The following is a 21,148-nucleotide window of genomic DNA, read 5'->3' on the forward strand; positions in this document are numbered from 1 at the left end:
GGTACTCAGGCGGGGCCAGGAAGCAGGCTCGCGCGCAGCGAGCATGGCGTAAGTCCAGTCCAGCGCTTGAAGGAACGGCGGAAATTCGCGGCGTCGTGAAAGCCGAGATAGGCGGCGGCGCGGCTGTTGTCCATGCCGACGGTGTGGAACAAGTGCAGCGATACGTGCGTGCGAACCCGGTCCAGCTCTGCCTGGAAATGCGTGCCGGACTGTGCGAGGTGCCGCTTGAGTGTGGCCGGGCTCACTCCCAGGGCAGCAGCCGCACTGTCCAGCGTCGGTGCGCGGCGGATGTGCTCGAACAAGTGATCGTAGAGCGCATCGACAACGCCGGGCGCGTGGTCCTGCGCGGCGGCCTCGCGACCGGCCATGGCGGCGGCCAGCGCATTGCCGCGTGGCCAGGGCACGGCCAGCCATCGTGCATCGATCAGCAGCGCGTCGAGCTGGCAGTTGAAGCGCAGCGACGGCCCCAGGTGTACTTCGTACTGGGCGCAGCGGCGTGGCGGCGTGCGGTTGAAGCAGAACTGCCAGGGCAGGCGTTGGCCACCCAGCCATCGCGCCATTGCCACGACGGCGCTCATCTGCAGGTCGACCAGGCGATGGTGCACCGAACCCGTGCCGTGGCTGTCAGTGAAGTACAGGACGGCCAGGGCCCCCTCCATCCGCAAGCGTGGCCGCAGCAGCGGGCTGAGCACGCTGGCGTGGCGGCAAAGCGCTTCCAGCGCGTGGCCGAGATCCGGTGCCAGGGCCATCGCATGGCTGGCCGCGCCGAAATGTGCGGGCAGCAATGACTGGCCGAGCAGGAAGGGTTCGTCAGGCCCCGTGATGGCTGCGAACGTGGCTTCGAACAGGCGGCACAGCTGCATGGCGCTGATCCGGCATGCGGCGTCATGCAACACCGCCGGCTCCAGTCCGGCTTCGCGCAGAATCCGTCGCGTGTCCACCTCGCAGCGTCGCACGTGGTCGATGATCAGTGCAGGCTGGTAGATCGTCGCGATCGCCGGTGTCTCTCGCAGTGTATAGGCGGTCACGGTGGTGTCTATGCGGCGTGTGTTGCCCAATGTGCCGGGTGCTCGATTGCACGATTGAGTGCGCCGAGCAATGCCTCGGGTTCACCGTCGATGGATGATGCGCTGTAGCGCACCGTGAAGGAGATCGCCTGGTCGTCGGCGCAGGTGTGATGGGTCAGTCCTTCGATGGCGCGCGCCAGACGTGCAGCATGCCGGAGCGCTTGCGCGGCGTCCCGGCCCGGCATCAGTACGGCGAAGCGATCGCCCGCATAGCGGCACAGCAGGTCTGCATTCCGCAGGTTCAGCAGCATCACCTGCGCCACGGCCTGCAGGACGCGATCGCCTTCAGACGGTCCGAAGGTGTGATTGATCCGATGGAAGTCATCAATGTCAAACAGCACCAGTGCGCCGCTTGTCGCCTGCTGGCCCGACAGTTCGAGGCGAATCTGCTGCACGAGATATTCCGCATCAGCCAGCTGCGTCACACGGTCGAATGCACGATGTTCGCGGAACAGTCGCTCACGCTTGCGCAGTTGTCGCGACAAGGCGGATTGTTCCTCGCGCCAGAAATACAGCCCGGCCGTCAGCAGGATCACGCCCACCGGCATCAGCGTGCCTTCTAGCAGGTTGTCCCAGCGCTGCAGCTTGTCGACCTGGAAGAACTCATCGAGGCAATCCGTCCATGCCGCCAGCAGCACGGCAGCCAGGCCACCGGCCAGCAGCCGGGTGACGCGCCCGCGCGGTCTGCCGTCAAGCAGGAACACCAGCCACAGCGCACACATCAGCGTCGTGCCGCCCTCGCCAACGATATCGATCCACGTCCAGGCCTGCGGCGGCTTCGCACTGCCGGAAAACACGAATAGACCGAAAATGCCAGCCAGCGCCGCGGCGCAGCCCAGCAGGGTCGAACGATGCAAAGCCAGCATGGTGCACCAGGATGCCCGGGAGAATTCGGCCAAACCGTATGTCGTGGCGATGACACTATGGCGACATCCACCGGCGACGGGTCCGATCAGCTCAGCGCGGAGGCGCCGCATCGTACCCTGCCGGCATCGCTGCGACGGGAGCGCGGCATCGCGTGGTCCGATCGGCTCACTGGCGTTCGAAAAATCGGAAAAACACCCTGATTTCCCATCAATTCGCGGTGTGACGTCACGGGACTGTCATGCGGTGACCTGAAAGTCCGCGACCTCACGTCGCTCAGGGTTGCCCCACATGAAAAACGATGCGAAGCGCACGGTGCTTGCCGTCGCACTGGCTCTGGCCATTGGACAGTCCCGGGCCGCGCCGGAACAGGCCGGCCCGGACGTCGCCACGTCCATGGACGAAATCGTCGTCCAGGCGGACATCACCTATCGCGATCGCAGTGACGAGACACCACCGGTTCTCGTGTACGACCTGGAGTATTTCCAGCGCTTTGAACCGCTGACGGTGGGCGACATGCTCAAGCGCGTGCCGAGTGTCGCCTTCGTGTCCGACGTTCTGGAATACGACGGCGCCCAGCTGCGGGGCCTGCAGGCGGCATATACGCAGGTGCTGATCAATGGCAAGAAAGTACCCGGCGCTGGCGATGACCGCTCGTTCTTCGTCGATCGCATTCCGGCCGAACTGGTCGACCATATCGAGGTCGTCCGCAGCGCCAGCGCGAGCCGGTCCGGCGACGCCGTCGCCGGTGCGCTCAATATCGTGCTGCGCGAGGCCTACGCATTCGATGGCGCCTACCTGCGCGCCGGCGCGCTGCACTTTGACGATGGCACGATGAAACCCACCTACGGGGGCCTCGCCGGCGGTGATGTCGGCGGTGGCCGACTGCTCGCGGGCTTCAATGTGCAGGGGCGGTACAACCCCAAGCAGAAGCAGAGCGTCCGCTTTGAGGAGCCCGGCGGCGATTTCGTCGATCGCGAAGACCAGGATGATATCCGCGACGGTACCGACTACTCGGCAAACCTGAGCTATCACCGCGAGTTCGGTCCGGGGGAGCTGGATCTGTCTGCCTTCCTGGTACGCACGGATCGCCGCGAATCGGAACACTCCGTCGAGTTCAATGACCCCGTCAGTCGTGCCATCGCGCACCGGGTGTCGGTCAACGACCAGGTCGTCGATATCGATCAGGACAACTACTCCCTGGCCGCTTCGTACCGGTTCGAGGGGTTGGGTGGTGCGACAGAGATCTCGCTGCAACGCGCCGCTTTCGACGATTCGCGTTTCGACACGGAAGAAGAGAGCAGCTTCGATGACGAGGAAATGCCGCCCGCTTTCGACGAACGCGAAGGCACGCGGACCCTGACGGCTACGCACGACACGGAAACGACCCTCCGGGTATCGCACCAGCGCGCCATCGGTGGACGGCAACTCGCATTCGGGATCGATCTCCAACGCAAGGATCGTGACACGACACTGTTGACCGCCGAAGTCGATACGGACGAAGAGCACGCGCCGTTGCCGCCGTACACGGAATTCGTGCACGTTGCCAGTGACATCCAGGAACGGCGCGTCGATCCATGGATCACCTGGTCCGGCCAGGGGCGCGCGCTTCGGTGGGAAACCGGATTGCGCTACGAACGTACCGACGCCGATATCCACTCCGACAATGAGGCTGTGGCGAATGAGTACCGCATCCTTCTACCGTCCGCCCACTTTCGCTGGGAGCTGAGCGATGGCGATCGCCTCCGGCTGTCGCTGGCGCGTACCGTGCGCCGGCCAGATTTCAAGCAACTGCTGCCGGTGACATTGGAGGAGGAGTTCGGTGACAACGATTTCATCGGCAATCCGTCCTTGAAACTGGAGAATGCCTGGGGTCTGGACCTGGGTTTCGAACATCGGCTGGGCAAGCGCGGCGTCGTAGGTATCAACCTGTTCTACCGTAACGTGCGGGACTTGATAGAAGTGGTGAACACGGGGACTCCCAGTGCGACGGCACTGGATGACTACGAAGAGGCGGTGGATGAATTCCTTGAGGAACATCCCGGCGCGACCGCGGCCACGCCCGGCTATCCCGTATTTGACCCTGACAGCTTTGTTTTCAGTGCGGCCAATGTCGGGCACGGCCGCGTCTACGGCGTGGAGCTGGATGTTTCCACGCCGCTCACGGCGCTGGGGTTGCCGGATACCGGCGTGTTTGCGAACTACTCCTGGCTCGACAGTTCCGTGCGCGATGCGATGGGTGCGCGGCGCTTCAACAACCAGCCGCGCTTTGTGTACAACGTCGGCGTCATTCACGACATTCCATCGGTCGGTATGAGCGTGGGGGCCAGTTACCGCAAGCAAGGTGACGCCGAGCAACGCCTGCTTGCCGAAGAAGTGCGCACCGAGTACGGCGCCGATCTGGAGGCGTTCGTCGAGAAGCGCTTTGGCGACAGCGTGTCAGTCCGCCTGACTGCCTCGAACCTGCTCAACGCCAGGAAGGACGAGTTCTTCGGCAAGTTCGATACGCTGGGGGACCAGCAGGGTCGCGACTTCGACGAGTACGAGCTGGAAAGCGAGCAATCCGGCCCCGTCGTGCAGCTGATCGCCCGGTTTGCGTTCTGAGTACCCATGATGGAACCCATTGTGAACAAACGTACGATCATTCACTCTTTGTGCGGTCTGGTGTTGTGCGCGATCGGCGCGATGGACATGGCGCGCGCTTCCGCGACCCTTCTTCCGCCCGCCGGTGCGGAAGAAGTCGTGGCCGCCGGTGGCGGCTGGCTGGTGCGCGAAGCGCGCGCCGTCCGCTTGATCGACGCGCACGGAAAGGAGCAGGCGGTGTTGCGCGTTCGCGGCGAACACCTCGATGCGCGTTCCACGAAGGACGGTCTGTTCGCGGTCGTGATGAACGCCGACACGCAGCAGGTGCAAATGCTCGACGTGTTGCCGGCGAGCGGCCGCTGGACGATTCGCGACCCGCTATCGATCACGACGGTGATGGTCGAGACGCTCTGCCTCTATCGCGACGGCCGGAATGTGGATCACCTGGTCGTCATAGGGAAGGATGGCTTGTCGGAGGAATGGTTGCTCGGCGACAGGCCGGTGCTGTTTCGGCGTCTTGCGCTGCCGGCAGGCGCCGAGCATTGCGCCGTCGACGATGCGACCGGGACGTTGTTTGTCGGCGAAGCGGGTGTCGGCATCTGGGCCTACGACATTGCCAGTGAAAGGGCACCGCAACGTCGTCCCGTGCTGCTGCGCAAGCCATGGGGGACGCTCGAGGGCGACGCCGGCCCGCTGGTCACGCTTCCGGGCGGCCTGGCCGTCGCCGACGACGCGGCCGGCATCATTCGCGTCCTGCGTGAAACGTCGGACGGTTGGGGCGCTGAAGCGTCAATCCGCACGTCCGGTCCGGTCGACGCTTTGCTTGCCCACCCAGTCGGGGAATCGATCGACATTCTGGCCGCCTCGGGCTCGGCCACTCCGTGGCAGCGTTACAGCCGGCCATGGAAGGCACCGTCGACGACCGCAGCGGCGATGGCGACCGTCACACCGCGCGCGCAGACCGACCCGGTAGCCCGCCTGGGGGATGCGGCGGACGACCCCGCCATCTGGGTGCATCCGACGCAACCGCGTCTGTCACGTGTACTGGGAACCGACAAGAAGCAGGGGCTGCTGGTGTTCAATCTGGCGGGCAGCCTGCTACGAACCTTGGACGTGGGCCGTCTGAACAACGTTGATCTGCGCCAGCGGGTGCGCTTTGGCAAGGCGCAGTACGATCTTGCGGTCGCGACGCATCGTGATGACCACAGTCTGGTGGTGTTCGGCATTGATGCGGAAGGCCTGGTGCAGGAGCTGCACCGCATTCCGACGGGTCTGCGCGATATCTACGGCGTTTGCCTGTACGCCCCGCCGGGCGGCGGCCTTCAGGTGGTCGCCAATGACAAGGATGGATCCGTCAGGCAGTTTGCCGTCACCCGTAGGAACGGACGCTGGGGCGGCACCTTGTTGCGCCAGTTCGAGCTGGAATCCCAGCCCGAAGGTTGCGTCGTGGACGATGTGCGCGGGCGCCTGTTCATCGGTGAGGAAAAGCGGGGCGTGTGGGCGTTGGCCGCCGACGGAAAGGCACCGGCCAGGCCGGTGTTGATCCTTCCCGTCGGTGACATTTTGCGCGCTGATGTGGAAGGCATGGCGATCCATCACGGAGCAAAGCCCTATCTCGTCGTGTCGAGCCAGGGGAACAACAGTTATGTCGTGCTCGATGCGATGGCGCCGTACGCGGTGCGGGGCACATTTGGCATTGCCCTGGACCACCAGCGCGTGATCGACGGGACGTCTGAAACCGACGGGCTGGACGTCACGGCGGCGGCGCTGGGGGAGGACTACACGCAAGGGCTCCTGGTGGTGCAGGACGGCTTCAAGCGCCTGCCCGACGGGCCGCAGAACTTCAAGTACGTCGCGTGGGCAGATGTGGTGAAGGCGCTCGGACTGCCCTGAACGGGCAGGCAGTGTGGCGTATGTGCGCGGCCCCTTGCCGTTGGGGTCGCTGTCGGGGAGGATGGGAAACCCTGGCCTGGGATCTTGCCGTGACGCCCGCTGCTTCCCGTCGATCGCCGCCGTCCCGCAGCGCCGCTGTGTCGCTGAGCCAGGCACTGTTCGCGCTGGCACTGGATCAACTGGAGCAGGCCGATCGACACTGGCGCCGCGTGCAGCGACACCCCCACGCGGCGATCCATGAATCGCGCAAGGCGCTGCGTCGCTTCCGGTCGCTGCTTGCTTTAGGTATCGGCGTTCCGCCAGATCTTACCGACGTCCTCGACCGTCAGGCGCGTCGCCTGGGACGTGGCTTGTCGCGGCTGCGTGACGCGCATGTCCTCGCCGTTGCGCGGATGCCTGCTGATGGGGCGACCGCCGCAGCGTGGAAGTCCTTGCGCGAGCACTTGGTGCAGCGACGTGACGCGATAGTGCGTGAGATGCTGGCGCAGGATCCGGCATTCGCGCGCCGGCGTCGTCAATTGGCAAGCCTGGCCACCCGGATGCGGCGGGGCTCGCCGCCTGACGGCGTCGCCGTCGACTTCCACGCGGCATTGAAGAAAAGTGCCGCGCGGGTGCGCCGCGCGGAGAAAGGCGCTCTCGTTGCAAAAACCACTGCGGACTTTCACCGTTGGCGCCGTCGCGCGCGACGCCTGCGGATGCAGGTGCAACTGTTGGGCGGGCTCATGCAGGAAAAGTCCGTGCCATCGCAGACCCGGTTGGCGGCAAAGCGGCTGTTGCGCGACGCGTCACCGCACTTGCCCAAGGAAAAGCGTCTTGTCGCGCTGACAGATGCCCTTGGCAAGCAGCAGGATCTGCACCTGCTTCGCGCCTTCCTGCGGCGCCGGCGGGAATTTCCCCACCGATTGGCATTGCTTCGAGGGGTGAGCGAGCGGCTCAGGCGCTTGGCGCCGGCCGTGTAGATCGCGGAAGGCCATCGTTGCTGCCACGTCATTCGGCGCCCGGCACGTCGTGCCGAACCATGCCCCCACGCCTTCACAAAAACAATTTACGGATTTTTCGTCCGTTGAAACATTAGTGTCATCACGCTCTGACATCTGCCCCTTAGGCTCGGGAATGTCCCATCCCCGGTGCCGGGTTTCCCGGCGCCGCAGCCCCGGCCGTGCCGGCGTTGCCGTGACGGCCATTCCCGAGGAGGTACGTCATGAGTGTGGTTGCCTCACGCGTGTGCAAGAACCGTTTCGGGTTGGTGTTCGCGACATTGCTGTCCGGCTGTGCAGCGGCATTCCCGGCCGTCGCTGACATGAGTGGTGCGGGATCCACGTTCGTACAGCCGATCATGCTGCGATGGGCCGATGCGTGGGGGCGGCAATCGGGAGCGAAAGTGACCTACAGTGGCGTGGGATCCGGCGCGGGTGTGGAACAGCTGGTGGCGGGAAAGGTGGATTTCGCGGCATCCGATGCGCCGCTGTCTGAGGAAGATCTCGCCAAGAACCGTTTTACGCAGTTCCCGATCGTTGCGGGTGGCATCGTTGTCGTCGCGAACATGCCGGGCGAACGCAAACGCGTGCAGTTCAGCGGGCCGCTGCTGGCGCAAGTGTTTCTCGGCCAGATCACAAAGTGGAACGATCCTGCGCTGCAGGCGGCCAACGCGGGCATGACCTTGCCGGACCAACCCATCACCGTGGTTCATCGCAGCGACAGCTCGGGCATCACCTACAACTTGACCGCCTTCCTGTCGCGCGTGAGTCCGGCGTGGGCAGAGAAGTACGGCACGAACAAGTTGCCGCAATGGCCCGCTGGCGTACCTGCCAAGGGCAACGATGGTGTCGGACAGAAGATCACGCAGACGCCCTATTCGATCGGCTATGTCGAGTACGGGTATGCGCTGGAGCACAACATGTCCATCACCGGGCTGCGCAACAGCGCAGGTGCGACCATTGCCCCCACGCAGACGACGATTTCCAACGCAGTCGCCGCTGCCGACTGGGAAAGCGCACCGCATTTCAGCACTTTGCTCAGTGGCGTGCAGGATGCCAATGCCTGGCCAATTGCGGCGGTGACCTGGGTAGTGATGCCGCGCACGCCACGCAAGATGGCGGAGGACCAGGGGACGCTCGACTTCTTCACCTGGGTGTTGCGCAACGGTGCCACTCTCGCCGACGCACAGGGCTACACGCCGATGCCCGAGCGTGTGGTGAAACTGGTGGAAGCGGCATGGGCCAAGGAGGTCACGCGCTGACACGCAGGTGGCGCCGGACGCGTCGCACGCGAATTCCGCTGTCCATGCGGCAGGTGTCCGCATCGTGGTGAAGCCACGGTCGACGGAAGTCGCCGGAACGTCCGGCGACTTCCCGAAGCGCGCGTCTGTGTGATGTACCTCCTCGCGGAAAGGCACCTGCGCAGGTGGCGTGGAAGGGCCGTCAACCGCGGCCGCGGCAACGGAGTGGACGTCGGCCGGAACACGCGTTTGGCCCCGCGATTCCGACCGGCAATGCTGTCGTCAATAGCCATCGCGCATCGGGACGGTCGCAGGACGTCCTGCAGATTTCACCATGATGATACGCATTCAGTAGCGTGTGTTTGCGCAGAAAACGCACGATCGGGCGACCGACAACTGCGGGCGCCCGGGTCGTGCGGTCACCTTCGGTGATCACACGCTCCTGGAGTCATTGCGCCATTCTCACGGCGTGACGACGGATGACGGGTACCTTCGTCAGAAAGGGTGACGGGCGACGCATGGTTGGCGTCCCGGTTGGCGCAACCGTCCAGCCTTGCGGCTGCCAATGCGTCGCCCGTCATAGAGCCGGCAGGGCGGCCGCGTCATGCGGAACGCCTCTGGTGCGGGTGGCGTCGGAGTCGACGCGTCAGGAAAGGTTCGCTCGGTACGAACAGGTATTCGCTGCGAAGAGACACTGCGGAGTCCTCGACGAGTGGCCATGACCCGTCACCGGACCCGAATCGGTGACGGACGACGCATGGTTGGTCTACCGGCTACCAAGGACCGGCCAGCCTTGCGGCTGCCACGCGCCGCCCGCCATAAACTGGGGGCAAGAGCGCCCACCCGACGAGCAGGCGCAAAAAAAGCGCCGACATCGACGGATGGGCGCTTGAGCGCCTTGGTAGTACCAGGAGACCAATCCCGGGCCGCCGGATTTGCGGCAGCGATGTGATTCTGCGCGCGATGCGCGTTTCGCGTCAACGCGAATATCCGTGCGCTGGCGCAGGTAGCGCCGAACGGTCCGCTGCAACGGTTCACTGTGGTGGATCCGGTAGAATTCGGCGAAGTAGCGTTGGCCTGTCGCCTGCGGCTGGCGACACCGTTACAGGATTGCTGGAGGTAAATGAATGGTGGGTTCTATCGAAGAGTCGATTGGCGATGCTGGTTTCCGCCTCAAGCAACTGTCCCTGACCAATTTCCGATGTTTCGAGCAGCTGACCATCCAGTTTCATGATCGGCTGACGGTTCTGGTAGCAAGGAACGGCCGAGGGAAGACAGCGGTACTGGATGCGTTGGCGATTGCGCTGGGGCCATTGGTTGGCGCGTTTGATGAGGGAGAAGATCGCACGTTTGTTGCCGGGGATATTCGCCTCGTCCGTGCTTCTCCGACGACAAATACGATGGAATATGCGGATGGGGGCGTTTCCCTGGCTGCGGATGGGTGGCTTCCCTTCGATCCGGAAATCGGGTCCGACTTCCTGCAAATGCAGCGTTGGGAGCGTCATCGTCGAGGCCCGAAGACCAAGACGACGCGAAAGGAATCCCTTCCTCTGGCCGAGTACGGCAAGTTCCTCCAGGGGCGTGTACGCCGCGCTGCCGAGGGCATTGGCCAACCAGTGGTGCTGCCCCTCGTGGCCTACTACGGCACAGGCCGCCTTTGGGACCTGCACCGGTTGCCTTACAAGTCGTTGTCCCGCACATCCCGAATGGTCGGCTACACCCGGTGCCTGGAATCGGGCTCGGATTTCAGGCTTCTTGCGGATTGGTTCCAGTACTGGAGTCGTAACACAATTGCGAAGCACTTCGAAATCCAACGAACTGGGCTGGTCATGGAATCGATCGAGTCCGACAACGCAATTGCCGTACTGCAGGCGGCAGTAAACCATTGCCTTCGGGACACGGAGTGGGGGGAGATTTCGTTTGACTTCAGTCTTGACGAGGTGGTGGCTCGACACCCCGACCATGGTGCGCTGCCAGTTGGTATGCTGAGCGACGGTATCCGCAGCATGCTTGCACTAGTGGCAGACTTGGCATTTCGGGCTTTCAAGCTGAATCCCGACCTGGGCACTTTGGCCGCCCAGAGAACTCCAGGAATCGTGTTGATCGACGAAGTGGAGATGCATCTGCATCCCGGCTGGCAGCAGACCGTTCTGTCCAGTTTGCAGGAGGCCTTTCCTCGCGTGCAGTTTGTCGTGACGACTCATAGTCCGCATGTGTTGACCACGGTTGACGCGCATTGCATTCGACTGTTGCACCAAGACCATGTAGAGACGGTTCCGCGTCAGACAGCTGGAGTAGACAGCGCTGCAGTGCTTGCCGAAGTAATGGGGGTTGATCCGCGCCCAGAAGTTCCCATTGTCGAGCAACTGAGCGCTTACAAAGCCCTGATCAATGAAGGTTTGCACGATTCTGAGCGTGCAGTTCAACTGCGAAAAGAACTCAATGACCACTTCTTTGGCGCCATGCATCCCGAGCTGCTCGAGTGCGATCGATTGCTTCGGCTGGCTTCGCTGAAGCGGTCGATAGCGGGCAAAGGATAGTCTGTGCACAAATTGAATCGCGGGCTGGACGGCCCGCCCTGCTTGCGAAAGTTCCGTCACGGCCACCACTACTGGGGCGACATCTCTGTTCCCGATGGGTACGTTGAGATCTGGCTATGCCTGGACGACATGCAGGGAAGTCGTTGTGCCTATTGTGAGGCTCCCATCGATGAGCACAATCGACATGTCGAGCACTTCTGGCGCCGTCGAGATCACCCGCGTCGGACATTCGACTGGACGAATCTATTCGGATCCTGCAATTCCGGTAACTCTTGTGGAATACACAAAGACCAGGGTGCTGGTGCGTATGATCCAGCGCTGCTGATCAAGCCAGACGAAGACGACCCGGACGACTTCTTTCAGTTCCTGAGTGACGGGTCGATAGTGTCGAAGGAGTCGCTGGACGCGATTCAGAAGCGCCGTGCCGACGAAACACTTCGGGTGTTCAACTTGAACGGCCACGCGGCCTTGCGCTGGCGACGGCAGCAAGCCGCCGCGGGCTACGTCCAAACAGCGCTTGAGCTTTGGGGGTTGCGGCCTGAGTGTGACCAAGAGGAATGGCAACAACTGCTGCATCAGGAACTAGCCGCAATCACGGGTCATCCGTTTGAAACAGCCATCCGGCACACATTGACCATCGTTCGTTGACGATCCTCGGTAGTGCATTGACCGTGAAATGCTCTCGTAGCGTATTTGTCAGGACGCTAGCCAGACGTCGCTGACTTCCGTGGTGTGGCTAGCTGCCATCGCGTAGCGTCCGATTCTCCACGCATAGGCAACCTGGCATCGCGAAACCTGCACCTACCGGAACACAATCGCCGAGTACGGAAGGAATACGAATGCTATTGCGTGGTCTTGCTGTGGCGGCTGCGGCAGCCGCTCCTGGAATCGTCGCCGCACATTCGCTCGCCGCAAGCGACCACGCCCCGGCTGGGGTGATGTTCGAGCACGCGCATGCGGCCGGCGGATGGATGGCGGGTGTGCGCTATCTGGACGAAACGTATTCCGGTGTGCGCAGCGGCAGTCGGCCGATCTCCGATGCGGCGCTGGTGGAGCTGGGGTATCACAGCCGCGCCGGCCACATGGACATGCGCATGGCGATGTTCGAGCTGATGTACGCGCCCACCGATCGGCTCACGCTGATGCTGATGCCGCAGTACATGTGGATGGACATGGGCATGGTGGCGCTGGCATCCCACGGAGGCGAGCCGGGCGGTGGACACGGTCATGGTGATGGCGCGCACCGGGATCACGTCGCCGGATGGGGCGACACGCAGATGTCGGGAATCTGGCGCCTGCATGGTGACGCGCATCAGCAATGGCTGCTGACGGCCACGCTGAGCGCGCCGACGGGAAAAGTGGATATTCGCGGTAGCGACGGCCGCTATGCGCACTACGGCATGCAGCTGGGTTCGGGTACCTGGGATTTCCTGCCCGGCATGACCTATGTGCGACGCGACAACGCCTGGAGTGCCGGCGTGCAGGTGGGTCTGATACGGCGACTGGAAGACCAGAACGCATCGGGATTTCGCCTGGGCGACGGATGGAACGGCACGGTCTGGGCGGCGTGGTCGCCGTCGCCGCGGTGGAGCCTGTCGACGCGGCTTGCGTACAAGGACATCGGCAAGATCGAAGGTCACTATAACGGCGCGCACAATCACGCGGCGCCCGAGGACTTTCAGCGCAACTACGGTGGCAGGCTGCTGGAGGGTGGTCTGGGCGTGAACACGGTGCTGGGCCGCACGCGTGTCGGGCTGGAATGGCAGAAGCCCTTGCGACAGGACGTCAACGGGCAACAGCTGGGCAAGGACCGCAGCCTCTGGCTCAGTGTGAGCCAGGGCTGGTAGACGTTCAGCCATACCCGCAACCGGCCCGCGTTGGCGGGCCGGCCGGTGGTGCTACTTACTCGAAACCATCACGGAACAGCAGGTCGCCGCACTGGCCGTTGTCGGGAACCGTGGTGAGGAACGGGGTGTTCGCCAGACCCGTGAACGTCACATCGTCGATATCCCAGCCGGGTGCGCCGATGCCTTCGTCGCTACCGATGACAAAGCGGATGCGGATCGTCTGGCCCGCGTACGCGTTGCCAAGGTCTACCGTATACGTCTGGTAGGCCGGGTATCCGGCGCTGTTGCCCACGAACGCCTGCTGATTGGCGAGTGGATTGTTGCAGCAGTTGGAGATCGCGCCGCCGTAACTGGGTGTGACTGCGCTGCCGGCAATGGGATTCCAGCTCGTGCCGTTGTCGGTACTGATCTCCAGGCGGCCGCCGTCGTAAAACGTGGCCGTGCCTTCAAACGAATGGCGCGCCTTGAAGGTGAACCCGAAATTGCCGCTGGCGTTGACCTGCAGGGCGGGTGACTCAAGGTTCGTGAGGGCTGCGGAGGCCAGGTCCGGTCCGTTGGCAATGTGCTGCAGCGGGTCGACTTCGCGACGACCCCAGCGTTCGCTGCTGCCGCCGACACTGCTTGTCGGCGTCCAGGTGTACTGCAGGCTTTCGAAATCTTCGCCGGCGGCTGGCGCGCTGTCGACGTTCACGCGAAATTGCTGCGAACCCGCTACGGGCGCCGGCAGTCCTCCGCCGCTGGCGACGTAGTTGACGGTGATGACCTGGATACCCGTCACGTCGTATAGTTGAATGGGCAGGTTGATCGACGCATTGGTCAGCGGCTGGATCACCGGCGTGGTGAAATCGGCCTGTGGGAAGTGCACCGTCGTATCCGGCGATGACAACGTGAGGTTGAATGCGCCGGCCTGGAAGCCATCGTTGCGGACATTGAGCACCAGGCGGCCGCTTTCCATGTTGTCGAGTTCTCCGTCGGCATCGCAGCTGCCGTTGCCATCGTCCGAGAGGCTGGCGCGTGACAGCGACGCGGAGACGCCGAGCGTGAAGCTCTCGACGACGCCGGCGTTGGTGGCGCTGTAGCGGTCGGAGGGGCCTTTCGCACCGACGCCCAGGCCGCGCCGGGCAAAGCCGGCGGCGCACAGCTGGAAGTCGGTCTGATCCTGCGCCCGGGCAGCCGCCAGGATGGCGTCGCGCGCTTCGACGAAGGTGGGCGCGAACGGCATCAGCTTGTAGCCGACCGTGAGATAGCGCTTCATACGCTCCTGCGCCTGGGCGAAGGTCAGGCGCTGCGTATCGCGTAGCAGGGAGCCATAGCATTCAAACAGCATGCTCGCCCAGACCTCGCCAGTGGCGTGCACCTCGGCGTTGTCGCCGGCAAAGGCCGGGGCCGGATTGGTCGGCAGGGGCGCACCGGTCACGATGTGACGGTACATCAGCGGGTTCTTGCGCAGGTTGTTCGAGTAGGGATAGCGCCGGATACCGTTGTAGTAGCCGTTGTTCGGGTTCACTGAGACGCTGGGCCCGCCCGAGGTATAGCCCGCCGCCGCGTACACGCCGGCGAAGTTCGGATTGCTGCCGACCTGCACGTCCTGCTCGGCGATCATCATGAGCAGGGCATGGAAGTCGCCGAAGCCTTCACCCATGCCGCCGGAATGGTTGCTCGACAGGCCCGAGGAGTTCTGCACGAGGCGATTGGAGATATAGTGACCCCATTCGTGCGCGACGATGGCGTTGTCGATCGTGCCGTCGCGATCGGTACCCTTGGTGCGCATCATCGTCGCGGTGACACCCGGCAGGGACGCCTTGATCGCGTTGCCGTCGGCGAGGGTGACACGCAGCGCGGGAATGGTGACCGCCGGATCGGCGCCGCCCATGCTGGCCACGCCGCCGGCCACGTTGTCGGCGACGATGATGCCGGTGGCGCCGGCTGTCTGCGCATTCATGGCCTTGACGGTGAAGTTGCAGTTGCCGCGGTCGACCAGGGCGATCTTGCCCGTCACCGGTGCGGTGAAGGCCTGGCAGCCATCGTTGGCGGGCGCGGTGCCGTCAACGGCAAGCACCACTTCGCCGCTGTGATTGAACTGCTGCGCGCCGAAGCCGGTGGCGACACCCGTGGCGTAGTCGCCGGTCTGCGTGCCGGCCGTGGTCATGTGGCTGGCGCTCTTGCCGTCGAACACGTACATGCGCATGCGCGGGTGATAGCCGTCCGCCGGCGTGGACATATTGGCGTTGTTGCGCCCGGAGACGTCTTGCGCGAGCGTGCGCAGGTTGTCGTTCCCCAGGCCGCCGCGGCCGTAGTTGTCGTTCTGCGCATTGCCGGCGGCTTCGTTGAAGCCCACGTCGTAGAAGTCGTCGTGCAGCCAGTTGTTCGTGTAGAAGAGCTGCGTCGTCGCGGCCTTCACCTGGGCGGGTGTCACCTGCGGCCCGGCACTGGTGTCGTAGGTGCGGTCGAAGGTGCCGGCAGCGGTGAGTTCGGGACGGTAATCCTGCGGCGGATCGAAGGTGGAGGCGCCGGGCGTTGCGTCCTGAAGGTTGGCGAAGGCATCGACGTTGTTGCCTTGCGTATCCGTGGCGTTGTCGGCCAGCCAGGGGTCGTTGACGGCGACCGAGGTAGGCGGCAGGGCGTTGATCAACGTGATCAGGCCCGGTGCAACGAAGGCGGGCTGGAAACCGTCGGCCATGCCCGTCGGGTGGGGCGTCGCGCCGCGGCCTTCCGGGCCCGGCTGCGGTGTGCGCGTGGCGGGATCGGCCCAGACGCGATAGGTGAACGGGGTGAGATCGTTGGTCAGATTCTTGCGGAACAGCAGGTCGCCGTTCTTGGCGGAGACGACGTAGGCGAAGTACTCGTCCAGTTCGCCGTTGTTGCGGGCGACGTCCGCTTCAACGTAGTAGGCGGCTTCCAGTCCCGCAGCGGTGCGGAAGAAGACCGGCCGCGCGCGTGCCGGCGCGACCAGTCGCGCACCGTCGCGGCCTTCCGCATCGAGCGTGAAGAAGGTGTAGCCGTCGCGATCTTCGGTGCGATCGAGCTGGGCCATGAGGTCCGCATCGGCAAACCCGTAGCCGGCCAGCACGCCGGCGACGGCCTGCTGCGCGGAACGGCGGAACAGCGAATCGGTCCGCCCGTGGCGCAGGGTGCCAGCGCCGGAGAGGACGCCGCCGATGCTGTTGAGCGCACCGTCCGCATTGATCAGCACGGATGTGCGTTCGCGGAAGACTTCCACGCCGTTGATGTGGTGCGCGAACTGCACCAGCGCGGCACCGTTGGGCATGCGCTGCAGATCCTGCACGTGAAGGGCGTCGATTTCATCCGGCTCGATCCGGTAGGCGCTGCGCAGCGTCTTGAGGTAGTCGCGCGCCACGGCGGCGGGATCGTTGCGCAGCAGGAGCGAGTCGGAAAGCTTGGGTGTGTGCTCAGTGGCCGACAGGAAGGTGGGCAGGCCGAGCTGGTCATTGAAGTGACCGCGGAAACTGTCGAGTACGGCGGCTTCGCGGACGGCCGGCGCCTTGTCTGCCGGTGCCAGCGCCAGCGCGTCGAATCCGCTGGTGGCGCCGGCCTGGCCGGCACCGGCAAGCAGGGACAGTGCAGCACAGAGTGCGCTTATCAACGGTTTCCGGCCAGACACGCGCCATCCATGCTGCGAGGTTCGCATCAAAATCGCCATTGGGAGTTTTCCTTGAGTGGAAGAAGTGTTGCCGGCGCGGCTGCCCGGTTTCTCCGCGCGGCTCCCGCATCCTCGGCCGGCCTTGCCCGGTGAACAATTGGTCGCAGGTCGTGCCGGGATTCGGTTCTTCGATGTATACAGAAGGAAAGATGGCGATGGCAACTAGCGAAAAAATGGATACGTTGGCGAATGGATTTCCCGGTGTGCGACCTTGCCTCGGTGCCGCTGGTGCATGCCGGCGCGGTTGCTATCGGTTACCGACGCGCGTTGGAGGGCAGCGCCTGCAGGGTTACGCGGGCGACAGGCAGGGTGCTGGCGGCGCGATCACGCCGACGGTCGGACAGGCTTTGGCAGGTGGCAGCACCCACTGACCAGCGGGCGCAGCGGACGGCGCTGGTTTTGGCTACGCCGCCGCCAGCACCACGCTGGCAAACCGCGCGCCGGTTTCGTCGGGCAGTTGGCCGTAGTTCCACGCCACGTGGCGCACCTGCAGCCCGGCGCGCTGGCCCAATGCGACCAGTTGGGCCGGGGCATAGGGGCGAATGGTTTCGTCCGTGGTGAATTCCTGGAGCGGGTGGCCGCTGGCATCAAGCAGGCAGTAGCGCCGTTCGATGCGGTTGCTGCCGTCGCTGTTGGCGGTGATGCGCTTGTGCCGTTCCAGGGCGCCATCGCCGTGCGGACGCCGGTAGTCGAGCCGGAAGTCCGAGAAGCTGCTGACCGGTTGCGGAATGAAGGCGTCCAGTACCAGCACGCCGCCGGGTGCCAGGTGCTCGCGCAACTGCCCGATCACGGCGGCGGCAGTCACGTTGTCGGTGACATAGGTGATCAGGGAATAGGGCAGGAGGATGGTGGAAAACGTGCCGCGCAGCGCCAGTCCGCGCAGATCCATCTGCACAAGGGACGGCGCCAGCCCGCGCGACAGGGCGTCCAGGCGCAACCGGCGCAGCATGGGCAGCGAGCGGTCCACGCCGATGGCGTCGATACCGGCCGCGAGCAGCTCGTTGAGGATGCGCCCGGTGCCGCAGCCCAGCTCCACGGTGGTACCGCCCTGCGCTATCGCCAGCTGGCGGTACCAGCCGACGTCGTCGAACGGCATGCTTTGCCCCATGTCGGTGGCATACACATCGGCGATGGCGTCGTAGGACCAGGCAGCGGATGACATGCGGGCTCCTCAGTGGTGTTGTCGTGGCGCCGGTCAGGCGGACACCCATTGACGGTACATCGCCAGCTGGCGCTGTGCCATCGCGTCCCAGGTATAGCGGTCCAGGCGTTCGCGATCCGCCGATTCGCGGCGGCGGCGTTCCTGGGGATTTTGCAGCAGCTCCGCGATGGGGTCAGCCATGCCGGCGATATCCGCGGCGATGACCAGGCCTTCGAGGGTGTCGTTGGCGAAACCGCGGGCGCCGTCGGCGGTGCTCACGCAGACGCGTCCGGCCAGCAATGATTCGATGAGTTTGATCGACGAGCCGCGGATGTCCATCTGCGGATTGATCGTCAGTGCGCAGCGTTCGAGGTAGGGCGTCGGGTCGACAAAGGCCGAAACGACGTCAATGCCGTCGCCACGGAAACGCGCATCGGCGGCGACCACGACGGCTGACTCGGCGCCGCCGAGAATGGTCAGCGACAGTGCCGGGACGCGTTGCTTGAGCGTCGGCCAGGCCTGGTCGAGGAAAGCACGGATGCCGCCCAGATTCTGGGCGTAGCGGAACGGCCCCATGAACAGCAGGTGCGGGCTGTCGGCCGAAGGATTGGCGGTGCCGCGCCGGTCCACGGCACCGTTGCCAATCAGGGCGACATGGGTATGTCGCAGCAGGGTGGCATCCTCGCTGGAGCACGCGGTGACCGCGTCGTAGCGTGCGATGGCGGCATGCTGCGGTTCGTCGAAGCTGGTGTCGTTGCCGCGCACGTAGACATCGTGCAGCGCCAGCAGCCACTTCGCGCGGCCGCGCCGCAACTCGGCCAGTCGCGCCAATTCCATGAATTCGATCTGGACGATATCCGGATCGTAGAGCGCGATCAGGCGTTCCAGCTCGCGCTTCAAATGCGGCCAGCAGTGGCGTTCCAGCCGCTGGATCAGGTCCAGTGGCGCCTCGCCGGCACGATCGCCGCGTCCCTCGACCAGATGCGTGGCCAGGAACATCGACAGTCCGGGCTCGGACTCGGCCGAATACAGCGATCGTTCGTCGCTGAGCAGGATGAAATCCACATCGCGGTGCAATCGCTTCACCAGCTCCGCGACACGGCGAGCGCCGCCGTGGGCCGGCGGGAACAGCGCGAACGGCGATACCACCAGCACCCGCGGCTTGCGCGGCGTCGTCTGCGCGACAGGCGCGTAGTAGCGGTCAGTGGCGAGCTTGTCGAAGGCAAGGCCGCGGCGCTGCGCGCGGCGCGTGGCCAGGCGGATACGGAAAGCGCGCCAGGCCCGGTCCAGGCCAGCCAGTTCATCCCGGGTATCCGGCTCGTGGCGGGCAATGTGGTGCATCAGCTCGTCCGGTCGCCGACCCGACCAGCCGTGACGGATGTCAAATTGCAGCGAATTGCGCCAGATGATGCGCTCGATCACGTCCTGTTCGTAGTAGCGCTTGACAGTGCCGCGGTGGCGATGCCAGGCCCGTGACGTGGGGCAGAACAGGACTTCCCAGCCGTCGCTCCAGGCGCGGATCCCCCATTCGGCATCCTCCCAGTAGAACGGGGAGTAATCGCAGGAGTCCGCCACGTAGCGACGCAGCACGGCCGTGCGGCAGAGCGAGGAGCCACCGCCCGGATAGAGATTGCCGCGCGCCAGCGCGCCCGGTTCCGGGGTGCGCTCGTACACTTCCGGCCGCTGGTCATTCCAGTGGTAGTCCGACCAGCCTGTTTCTTCGCGGCGCCGCTCGGGATCGGTGAAGAAGATCTGCGAAGTGACGGCGAATACGCTGTCGCGACGGTAGGGCAGGAGCTCGCTCAGGGCGTCCGGCTCCAGTCGCATGTCGCTATTGAGAAGGTAGCACCAGTCGTGCCGCACGGCGGCAAGGCCCGCGGCAATCGCGCCGTTGTAGCCCAGCGCATGCTCATGAAACAGCCACTCGACCGTGGGATGCCGACGCGCCAGTTCGCTGTAGTCGCCCTTTGGCGCGCCATTGACGACCACGATGACCTGGGTCGGCTCCGTGATCACGGCGAGGGCGTCGAACAGGGCCTGCAGCGTTTCCGCCAGCAGGTCCGGCGTGCCGCGCTCGGGAACGATGACGGTCAGGCCTGCCGCCGTAACGGGCGGCTTGCGCGGTTTCCAGCGGCCGGGTGATAACCGCGCAAGCAGGCTCGCTGCGTTGATGGCGACGTAGAGGGGAATGAACCGGACCATGCCCGGTATACGCCACCAGGGTTTGCCGGGTGCTGCAGGCGTGGTCATACCAGCCACTCGGCAGCCGGCGTCGCGTGCCCGGCCAGGCGCCCGGCCTGCCAGCGCAGGGCCTGTTCGGCAAACATGGCGCACCAGACGTTGGGTTGCGGCTGCGGTGCATCGGGCCGGAAGGTGAGCACACCGGATGGTGCGATGCGTTGGACCAGTGCCCGTGCAAGACTGGCCATTGCTGGCGTGGGTGCGCCCTCGCGGGTGAGCAGGGCGATGCGCAGGGCCTGGGCAATGATGTCGCTGCGCGGAACGGTCGAATCTTCCGCTTCTGGCAGGCTGCCGTCGGCGTTTTGCAGTGCCAGCAGGCGCTGCAGCAGTATTCGCACGCCATCAATGCTGGTGGGATCGGCGACGAGTATGCCCTCTGCGAAATACAGGGTCGGATGCAGCATTTCCAGCGGAACCTGCGCGGCGACGGCGGCGTAGCGCTGCGCCAGCGCGGTGCAGGCCTGCGCGAGCAACGGCGGCACAGTGATGTGCCGTGCTGCCAACGTGACGCGCGATGATGCCTTCACCTCGAACGGGCCGCCCACCGTCGACCAGCGGACCGGCAACCGGGCATCCGGCGTGAGTCGGCGCGCGGCGCGGATCTCGCCGGTTTCGTCCACCAGTCGCGCCAGTTCGGCCAGCACGCGTTCGACCGCATTGCGCGGCAGCGTGATCAAACCCGTTTCGGTGGCGGCACACAGGCCGCGCAACAGCATGGCCAGGTCGAAGAAGAACACGGCGTCATTGCGCCAGTCGCTTTCCGTCTCGCCGTTCACATAGGCGCGCGTCGCCGGCACAGCGCCGTTTTCAAACTGGCGCGTCGTCCAGTCGGCCGCGGCCTGTGCCGCCCGGGCGAGCAGTGGGCGTTCGGCGGCCTGGTCGCGTGCGACATCGGCCAGCCAGTGCAGGTAGTAGCCGGTGATTTCCGGATAGACGTAGCGCGCCGTGCCGTCCGCGTCGAACGCGCCGAAGACACCGCCGGCATGAACGCCGCTGTCGCATTGCACGGCGCCTGACAGCAACCAGGAGCGCAGGCGGTCGGCCGCGGCCGTCAGTTCCGGGCCGGACAGTGAAGCGGTGGTCATTCGGGACA

The 21,148-nt window shown here is 64.8% G+C and carries 13 protein-coding genes; 7 read left to right on the plus strand and 6 right to left on the minus strand.

Going from position 1 to position 21,148, the window contains the following annotated elements; all coding sequences use genetic code 11:
• Positions 1–5 precede the first annotated feature (5 nt).
• Both N4264_RS08655 and N4264_RS08660 read right to left on the minus strand, forming a co-directional pair.
• Entirely contained in the window at positions 6–1,028 is a 1,023-nt protein-coding gene (locus tag N4264_RS08655; RefSeq protein ID WP_261696640.1) for an AraC family transcriptional regulator, read from the minus strand.
• A gap of 8 nt (positions 1,029–1,036) precedes the next feature.
• Positions 1,037–1,933, minus strand: a complete 897-nt coding sequence (locus tag N4264_RS08660; protein WP_261696641.1) for a GGDEF domain-containing protein — start codon at positions 1,931–1,933, stop codon at positions 1,037–1,039.
• 289 nt (positions 1,934–2,222) lie between these two features.
• Between N4264_RS08660 and N4264_RS08665 the strand changes: the two genes are divergently transcribed.
• From N4264_RS08665 to N4264_RS08695, 7 genes are all read left to right on the plus strand, one after another.
• Positions 2,223–4,535, plus strand: coding sequence for a TonB-dependent receptor plug domain-containing protein (locus tag N4264_RS08665; protein WP_261696642.1), 2,313 nt, complete (start codon positions 2,223–2,225; stop codon positions 4,533–4,535).
• A 21-nt stretch (positions 4,536–4,556) separates the two neighbouring features.
• Positions 4,557–6,407: a phytase gene (locus tag N4264_RS08670; protein ID WP_261696643.1), complete on the plus strand. Its 1,851-nt coding sequence runs from the start codon at positions 4,557–4,559 to the stop codon at positions 6,405–6,407.
• Positions 6,408–6,496: 89 nt separating this feature from the next.
• Positions 6,497–7,366 (plus strand): CHAD domain-containing protein, encoded by an 870-nt coding sequence (locus N4264_RS08675; protein WP_261696644.1) that lies wholly within the window; start codon positions 6,497–6,499, stop codon positions 7,364–7,366.
• Between the two features lie 242 nt (positions 7,367–7,608).
• A complete protein-coding gene (gene pstS / locus N4264_RS08680) occupies positions 7,609–8,646 on the plus strand; it encodes a phosphate ABC transporter substrate-binding protein PstS (protein ID WP_261696645.1) in 1,038 nt (345 codons plus the stop codon).
• A 1,106-nt stretch (positions 8,647–9,752) separates the two neighbouring features.
• Positions 9,753–11,165: an AAA family ATPase gene (locus tag N4264_RS08685; RefSeq protein ID WP_261696646.1), complete on the plus strand. Its 1,413-nt coding sequence runs from the start codon at positions 9,753–9,755 to the stop codon at positions 11,163–11,165.
• A gap of 3 nt (positions 11,166–11,168) precedes the next feature.
• Complete coding sequence (ptuB, locus tag N4264_RS08690) at positions 11,169–11,813, plus strand: retron Ec78 anti-phage system effector HNH endonuclease PtuB (protein ID WP_261696647.1); 645 nt, start codon at positions 11,169–11,171, stop codon at positions 11,811–11,813.
• A 191-nt stretch (positions 11,814–12,004) separates the two neighbouring features.
• A complete protein-coding gene (locus N4264_RS08695) occupies positions 12,005–13,012 on the plus strand; it encodes a hypothetical protein (protein WP_261696648.1) in 1,008 nt (335 codons plus the stop codon).
• Between the two features lie 55 nt (positions 13,013–13,067).
• On the opposite strand, the gene N4264_RS08700 is transcribed toward N4264_RS08695, so the two are convergent.
• The 4 genes from N4264_RS08700 to N4264_RS08715 all read right to left on the minus strand — a co-directional run bounded on the left by N4264_RS08700 (position 13,068) and on the right by N4264_RS08715 (position 21,140).
• Entirely contained in the window at positions 13,068–16,673 is a 3,606-nt protein-coding gene (locus tag N4264_RS08700) for a M36 family metallopeptidase (protein ID WP_261696649.1), read from the minus strand.
• A gap of 403 nt (positions 16,674–17,076) precedes the next feature.
• Positions 17,077–17,835, minus strand: coding sequence for a class I SAM-dependent DNA methyltransferase (locus N4264_RS08705; RefSeq protein WP_261696650.1), 759 nt, complete (start codon positions 17,833–17,835; stop codon positions 17,077–17,079).
• A gap of 33 nt (positions 17,836–17,868) precedes the next feature.
• Complete coding sequence (locus tag N4264_RS08710; RefSeq protein WP_261696651.1) at positions 17,869–20,064, minus strand: glycosyltransferase; 2,196 nt, start codon at positions 20,062–20,064, stop codon at positions 17,869–17,871.
• Positions 20,061–21,140, minus strand: a complete 1,080-nt coding sequence (locus tag N4264_RS08715; RefSeq protein ID WP_261696652.1) for a hypothetical protein — start codon at positions 21,138–21,140, stop codon at positions 20,061–20,063. The genes N4264_RS08710 and N4264_RS08715 overlap by 4 nt, the downstream gene beginning before the upstream one ends.
• Positions 21,141–21,148 lie beyond the last annotated feature (8 nt).

This window comes from Tahibacter amnicola (assembly GCF_025398735.1).
GTDB classification, from domain to species: domain Bacteria; phylum Pseudomonadota; class Gammaproteobacteria; order Xanthomonadales; family Rhodanobacteraceae; genus Tahibacter; species Tahibacter amnicola.

Bases quoted from the DNA above. Each gene is read 5' to 3' on its own strand.
- N4264_RS08715 (WP_261696652.1), bottom strand. From the start codon at position 21,140: ATGACCACCGCTTCACTGTCCGGCCCGGAACTGACGGCCGCGGCCGAC.
- N4264_RS08710 (WP_261696651.1), bottom strand. From the start codon at position 20,064: ATGACCACGCCTGCAGCACCCGGCAAACCCTGGTGGCGTATACCGGGC.
- N4264_RS08685 (WP_261696646.1), top strand. From the start codon at position 9,753: ATGGTGGGTTCTATCGAAGAGTCGATTGGCGATGCTGGTTTCCGCCTC.
- N4264_RS08705 (WP_261696650.1), bottom strand. From the start codon at position 17,835: ATGTCATCCGCTGCCTGGTCCTACGACGCCATCGCCGATGTGTATGCC.
- N4264_RS08665 (WP_261696642.1), top strand. From the start codon at position 2,223: ATGAAAAACGATGCGAAGCGCACGGTGCTTGCCGTCGCACTGGCTCTG.
- N4264_RS08695 (WP_261696648.1), top strand. From the start codon at position 12,005: ATGCTATTGCGTGGTCTTGCTGTGGCGGCTGCGGCAGCCGCTCCTGGA.
- N4264_RS08700 (WP_261696649.1), bottom strand. From the start codon at position 16,673: ATGGCGATTTTGATGCGAACCTCGCAGCATGGATGGCGCGTGTCTGGC.
- pstS (WP_261696645.1), top strand. From the start codon at position 7,609: ATGAGTGTGGTTGCCTCACGCGTGTGCAAGAACCGTTTCGGGTTGGTG.
- N4264_RS08660 (WP_261696641.1), bottom strand. From the start codon at position 1,933: ATGCTGGCTTTGCATCGTTCGACCCTGCTGGGCTGCGCCGCGGCGCTG.